The following is a 6243-nucleotide window of genomic DNA, read 5'->3' as shown; positions in this document are numbered from 1 at the left end:
AATTTTTCAAAATCTCATACTTGAAACACCAACATTGAAATTTGGGAAATAAAATAAGGATTGCACTTATCATTTAAATTATTTTCCTTTAATCAATTTTGATAAGTTGCTATAAGTTCTTGTTCTTTATCAGTTAGTTTCATTATTGCACTTCCTTTACAGCAAGCTCATCTGCTTTATTTGTAGGATTTTTAATCTCATTTAATATTTGCAAAATTTTATCTAGTTTTTGATTAGTATTATTATCAAAACTAATAAAATTTTTTAAAGTTAACTTTCCATAAGTCGCTAAACTTAAAGCATCATTAGATTTGTTTAATTCTTTATTACATACAAATGTAGCATTAATTTCTTTTTCTCCAGTTGAACCATCACCAGTACCTTTGTATCTTACATCTAAATCTAAATTCAATTTTGTTAAATCAATCCCATAAAAATATCATAATTTTGTACTTGACTTATTTGCATAAGTTTACCTAAATAGTGAATTTTTACTTTTTTATTTCAAACATCAATGGCAGTTTCTTCTAACATTTCATTAATGATTGTTTGATGATGGGTTTTATTTTCAATTCCACCAGTGATAGTGCTATACTGACTAATTTGCTTATTTTTAATTAATGGGTTGTATTCTTTAGTTAATAAATAATAGTATTCATTGTTTTTAACAACATAGGGTAATATAGCAACTCCTTTGTTATTACATCAAGGTTCTTCAACGCCATGCATAAAATCAACTTTTATTAGTTTTACAAATTCTTTCATTTCTAGTACGACCTTAAACATTTTCTATTGGGTGATACTCTATATTCTTTTTCTCACAATCCAATTTATATTCTGCTTCTTTGATAGTACTTTGAACTTCACTATTGATTTGCTCACTGGTTTTTTGATTTCACTTGTCAATTGCAAAAACATGGGTTTTTAAGTTTTTCATATTTTTTTCTAATTCGACTTTTTTCAGCATTTCTTGTAAAGATTTTTCAGATTGTTTTGGAATATAACCAAACTCTTTTTTATGTCAAATTCAATAAGTATTGAAATATTCATATCTTTTTTCTAATGATCAAGAATTATATTCCTCTTGACATTTGATTGATTCCTCTAGCTTCTTTTTCATTCTTGCAACTTGGTTTTGTCATTGCAGTTGTTGTTTTTGTTCATCAGTAACAACCAATGCTTTTTTGTTTCTTTGTTCTAAAAATTTTAAAGCAGAAACATTTTTTATTGTTACTTTACCGTTTTTATCTGTATGTGAAATTTGATTTATACAACCAAAAGTACCATAGGTATTAAATTTTTTCATAAAAAATATCTTCCTTTCAAAAGTAGTTTTAAAAATAAAAATCGCAACCAGTAATAGGTTACAACTCGTTTATTTTAAACTTCTTATTTAAAAGAAAGATAAAAAAATTTAGATAGGTTATATATTTTGAAGAGGTGTACCTATTTTAGTTTAGTATTCAATTTTTATAATTTAACTTTAACACATTTATTTTATAAATCAAGTTAAGATAAAAAAATCGTTACTGGTGCCACCTCTTCAAAGACCACACCAGTAACTAAATAATTGTACAATAAATTATTATAATTTTGAATTATAAATAATAAAAATGTAAATTATCACAGTATATTGATACCGGTATATGGTCAATTAAAATTTTTAAAAATTTTAATGTTTTGATGTTGTTTATTAATGGTTTTGTATTAATAATAGGTAAATTTAACAAGATTTTATAATTTATTTTACTATTTATTATATATTAACTATTTATTATATATTATATAGTGTCGAATTATCCATACTGTATAAGAAAAATAATCAATCAATTTGACCATATACCGGTATCAATTTGACCATATACCGGTATCAATATGTTATAATTATTTTATAATTTGAAAATTAAGGTAAAGAGGTTAAATTTTGATGAAAGATTTATTAGTTAAACAAGAAAACAAATTTATTAAAAAATCAAATGTAATTGTTCGTGCAGTGACAAATGAGTCTGCAGGAATTATGACTCAAAGGTTATTTAATTTTGTTATGTTAAGTTCTTTACATAAATTAGATTGAAATAAACACGAAAAACATAAGTATTTAGAGTGTTGACTTTCTGATTTTTGTAGATATTATGGTATTACTGAAAAGCAACTTTATGATAAAGTTATTCATAAAAATAAAGATATGACAGTAATTCAAAAAGAAATTCAAATTTTGACACAAATGCAATTTTTTTTATTTGATGAAACAAAAGATAAATTTGAGTTTATAAATTTATTTTTAAGAGGTGGAAATGATCAAGGCAAAATTTATTTAGAAATTCATCAAAGTTTAATAGCAGAACATTATTTAAATTTAAAATCTGATTATACAAATATTTATTTACCATATACAAAAGAAGTAACTACTAAATATTCAATGCGTTTATATGAGTATTTACGTAGTTATTTGTATATGAATGCTAAAACAAAATGAACACCAACTTATGCACATGAATGAGATTTTGAAAAACTATCTAAAATTTTAAATTTAAATTTAAATAGTAGTTATTTTAAATATATTTCAAAACTGAAAAATAATATTTTAGAACCAGTAAAAAAAGATTTGTTAAAAACTGATATTATTTTCACTTATGAATTAATTAAGGTAGGTAGAAAATATAGCAAAATTATTTTAAATACGCATTTAGATTTAGAAAAATTTAATGCGCAAAATCCTGAATTTGAAAAAGTACCAATGAAAAAAGAATATGTAAATAAGTCAAAGTTAACAACAAGTAATTTTAAAAAAACAAAAATCTAAAATAATTGACAAACCAATTTTAACTGATGAAGAAGTAAAAAAGATTATGCATGATTTTGATAACCATTAGCTTTGATTTATAATCTTCAAAATTATTTTGATAGTGTTTTAAAAAACATATTTTATTTTTAACATACATTTTATTAATTTTACTTATTTTACAAATATTCAATTTCATTATATTAATTATTGTAAAATGTATTTTATGTGTAAAATAAGTAAATAATATATAATCAATATATAAGGGAGTGAAAATAATGCCAATTGAAACCAAAAATAGTATAAAAAATAAAATTTTAGAACGCGTAGAAAATACTGCCGCTTTTTCAAAAGAAAATTTAAAAATAAAAGATAAAAGAATTGCTACTTGTATGATACCTAATATGTATTGTGAAGAAGAATTGGTTGAAGCTTTTAGAAAAGAAGCTAAAGATAAAAAATGACTATATACAACTTTAATGAATGAAATTCTTAGAGAAAGATATGGGAAAATTAATAATGAAAGTGAGACTAAATAATTATGAAAATGATTAGTTTTTGTAATAAGAAAGGTGGAGTTGGAAAAACTACTCTTTGTAAAAATATTGCTTATAAATTAGCTTTAGAAAATAAAAAAGTTTTAGTTATTGATTTAGATAGTCAAGGTACTATAGGGTGTCAAATTATCTTTATTGAATATAGAAAAAATGGTATGAAATATCCCATTTACCGGTAAATTTATGTTATAATAATTATTAGATTAAAAAAGTTCATTAGGGCTAAATTTATGTCAAATAGTTTAATTGATAAAAAAGAAAATAAATTTATTAAAAAATCAAATGTGATTGTTCGTGCAGTGACAAATGAGTGTGCAGGAATTATGACTCAAAGGTTATTTAATTTTGCAGTTATGAATACTAAAAATAATATACAAAATATTGATCATATTGGTTTTTGATTAAAAGATTTTTGTATTTATTATAATATTGCTGAAAAACAACTTTATGATAAGGTTATTCACAAAAAACAAGACATGACAGTAATTGTGAAAGAATTAGAAAATTTAACTAGTTTAAAATTTTTTGTATTTATAGAAAAAGAAAATAAATATGGTTTTGTGAATGCTTTTTTATCAGGTTTTAATGTGGATGGTTATATTAAACTTAAAATTAATAGAGATTTAGTTACAAAATATTTTGTTGATTTAAAAAAAGATTATACGAATATTTATCTACCTTATACAAAAGATGTTACAAGTAAATATTCAATGCGTTTATATGAGTATTTACGTAGTTATTTGTATATGAATGCAAAAACTAAAGGTACACCAACTTATGTACATGAATGAAGATTTGAACAAATAGCAAAGATTTTAAATTTATCACTAAATAGTAGTTATTTTAAAATTATAACTAAATTAAAAACAAGAATTTTAGAACCAGTAAAAAAAGATTTAGAAAAAACTGATATTATTTTTACTTATGAATTAATTAAGATAGGTAGAAAATATAGCAGAATTATTTTAAATACACATTTAGATTTAGAAAAATTTAATGCTCAAAATCCTGAACTTGAAAAAATACCAATTAAAAAAGAAAATAAGGAGTATGCAAATAAATCAAAGCTAATGGCAAATAATTTTGAAAAACAAAAAAATAAAATAATTATTGAAAAACCCATTTTAAGTGATAAACAACTGCTAAATATTTTAAATAATATTGATGCTGATTAAACTATATTAGAAAATTCTAAATCTAGAAAATTAGAAATAAGAGCAACTAATTCAAATAACTTATCTAATTTTTTAATATATTGATTTTTATTTAATTCACAATATTTTTTTCCATTTTTATCAAAAAATTCATGTAAATATTCTCCTTCTTTATTTTTAATTTTCATTTGATTATCATGTCTGATATTTAGATTATTCATTTCGGAAAATATCTTATTTTTAATATCTTTGCCAAATTCGTTTTCAATCTTTTTCTTGTTTATTTTCATTGTATGATTGGACTGCTGAAAGTTCAATTCCTAACATTCGTAAAATCAACATCATTTGTAAATTAATAATTTTTTTATTATTATTTTCAAATAGTTCTCGTAAATCAAAACAAACGACATTTGTTTGTTTTCATTGAAATTTAGTATGTCCATTTCAATATTTAGCATATGTGCCTTGCGTTAAAGATGTTAATTTAGATTTTAAATTATCTAGTTTTAAAATATTTGGTGCTACAGTTTCTGTTTCGAGTTTTTGCACAATTAAATTGTATAAATCTGTAAATTTTGGATAATCTGTTGATTTTAATTTCTCAAAACTAGAACTTGGTAAAATCTTTTTTTGAACATAAACTGTTTTAATTAGTTCTATTAATAAAACAAAAAGAAAGGTGAATATTATGAATGTAGAAATAATTGGTTGATTAGCAGTTGCTGTAAATAGTTTTATTTTTTTACCTCAAATTATAAAAATTATTAAAACAAAAAGGGTACGTGATTTATCATTTTTTATGTTATTAATTCAATTATTATCTTGTTTTTTATGAATAATTTATGGAATATTTATAAAAAATTGAGAAGTTGTAAGTTTAGATTCAATAATCTTAATATCTACAATTATTATTTTAGGTTTTAAATAATTTCCAAAATAAACTTCATCTAGAACTTAAATTTTTTACAAATGCTTTCATAAAAATTAACTCCTTAAAATAAATTAAAATTTAAAATTCCTTAATAGGAATGCTTAAATTTTAATTATTTTTTCAACTTTTTTGCTTAAACGTTAAATTAAAAATAAAAATTACTTGATTTTTAATATTAATTTGATTTAAAATAAATATGTAATTAGCAATCAAAGTATTAGATTGCTAATTTAATAAAAATGGAGGTGTTAAATATGACAAAAAATGAAATTTCACAAACTAAAAATAAATTAGATGTACAAAACAATTTTTCTAGACGTAATTATTTAACTGATATATTTGATAATTTTTTTAATGATATTATAGATTTTTCTTATCCTTTAACTTTCAACAACAACGGAGAAAGAACATTTTTACCAAAAATAGATGTTTTTGAAAATGATTCTGAATACTGTTTAGAAATTGAATTACCTGGTGTTTTACAAGAAAACATTGATTTAAACATAAATAATAATGTTCTTACAATAGAAGCTAAAAAAGAAGATGTTAATGAAAAGAAAAATAAAAATTATCATATTCAAGAAAGATATTATGGTTCGTTCTCTCGCTCTATTAATTTACCATCTAATGTAAGTGAAGAGTCTATAGATGCTAATTTTAAAAATGGTATCTTAACAATTAAGATACCTAAAAAAGAACAAACAAAAACTAAAAAAATTACGATTAAATAATTCAATTAACTAGTTAATTGACTAGTTTTATATATTTATTTTTTTTGTAATTTATTATTTTTAATATTATAAATTTGAATATTACTTT

11 protein-coding genes are annotated in these 6243 nt (G+C 21.4%); 6 read left to right on the top strand and 5 right to left on the bottom strand.

Annotated features, from left to right (window positions below):
• Positions 1-142: 142 nt before the first annotated feature.
• Genes RDJ14_RS01315 through RDJ14_RS01305 form a run of 3 tightly spaced genes read right to left on the bottom strand, consistent with a single transcriptional unit; the run spans position 143 to position 1306 of the window.
• Positions 143-412 (bottom strand): hypothetical protein, encoded by a 270-nt coding sequence (locus RDJ14_RS01315; RefSeq protein ID WP_308149562.1) that lies wholly within the window; start codon positions 410-412, stop codon positions 143-145.
• A gap of 5 nt (positions 413-417) precedes the next feature.
• Positions 418-765 carry a hypothetical protein gene (locus RDJ14_RS01310; RefSeq protein ID WP_308149561.1) on the bottom strand — a complete coding sequence of 116 codons (348 nt, stop codon included), beginning with the start codon at positions 763-765 and terminating at the stop codon, positions 418-420.
• A 13-nt stretch (positions 766-778) separates the two neighbouring features.
• Entirely contained in the window at positions 779-1306 is a 528-nt protein-coding gene (locus tag RDJ14_RS01305) for a hypothetical protein (protein WP_308149560.1), read from the bottom strand.
• 621 nt (positions 1307-1927) lie between these two features.
• Between RDJ14_RS01305 and RDJ14_RS01300 the strand changes: the two genes are divergently transcribed.
• The 4 genes from RDJ14_RS01300 to RDJ14_RS01285 all read left to right on the top strand — a co-directional run bounded on the left by RDJ14_RS01300 (position 1928) and on the right by RDJ14_RS01285 (position 4514).
• Positions 1928-2803: a replication initiation protein gene (locus RDJ14_RS01300; RefSeq protein WP_308149559.1), complete on the top strand. Its 876-nt coding sequence runs from the start codon at positions 1928-1930 to the stop codon at positions 2801-2803.
• Positions 2804-3060: 257 nt separating this feature from the next.
• Positions 3061-3321, top strand: a complete 261-nt coding sequence (locus RDJ14_RS01295; protein WP_308149558.1) for a hypothetical protein — start codon at positions 3061-3063, stop codon at positions 3319-3321.
• Between the two features lie 2 nt (positions 3322-3323).
• The gene (locus RDJ14_RS01290; RefSeq protein WP_308149557.1) at positions 3324-3518 is read left to right on the top strand and encodes a ParA family protein; all 195 of its coding nucleotides are present in this window, start codon (positions 3324-3326) and stop codon (positions 3516-3518) included.
• 51 nt (positions 3519-3569) lie between these two features.
• Positions 3570-4514 (top strand): replication initiation protein, encoded by a 945-nt coding sequence (locus RDJ14_RS01285; RefSeq protein WP_308149556.1) that lies wholly within the window; start codon positions 3570-3572, stop codon positions 4512-4514.
• Here RDJ14_RS01285 and RDJ14_RS01280 read toward each other — a convergent pair.
• Positions 4511-4714: a hypothetical protein gene (locus tag RDJ14_RS01280; RefSeq protein WP_308149555.1), complete on the bottom strand. Its 204-nt coding sequence runs from the start codon at positions 4712-4714 to the stop codon at positions 4511-4513. The two genes, RDJ14_RS01285 and RDJ14_RS01280, sit on opposite strands and share 4 nt — an antisense overlap.
• A gap of 19 nt (positions 4715-4733) precedes the next feature.
• A complete protein-coding gene (locus RDJ14_RS01275; RefSeq protein ID WP_308149554.1) occupies positions 4734-5042 on the bottom strand; it encodes a hypothetical protein in 309 nt (102 codons plus the stop codon).
• Between the two features lie 139 nt (positions 5043-5181).
• Between RDJ14_RS01275 and RDJ14_RS01270 the strand changes: the two genes are divergently transcribed.
• Both RDJ14_RS01270 and RDJ14_RS01265 read left to right on the top strand, forming a co-directional pair.
• On the top strand, positions 5182-5421 hold the full coding sequence (locus tag RDJ14_RS01270) for a SemiSWEET family transporter (RefSeq protein ID WP_308149553.1): 240 nt from the start codon (positions 5182-5184) through the stop codon (positions 5419-5421).
• A gap of 257 nt (positions 5422-5678) precedes the next feature.
• Positions 5679-6155, top strand: coding sequence for an Hsp20/alpha crystallin family protein (locus RDJ14_RS01265; protein WP_308149552.1), 477 nt, complete (start codon positions 5679-5681; stop codon positions 6153-6155).
• Positions 6156-6243: the final 88 nt, after the last annotated feature.

This window comes from Spiroplasma sp. AdecLV25b (assembly GCF_030913225.1).
Taxonomy (GTDB): domain Bacteria; phylum Bacillota_I; class Bacilli_A; order Mycoplasmatales; family VBWQ01; genus Spiroplasma_E.
Note: the sequence above shows the minus strand (reverse complement) of the source record. Positions and strands in the feature narration are given on the sequence as shown.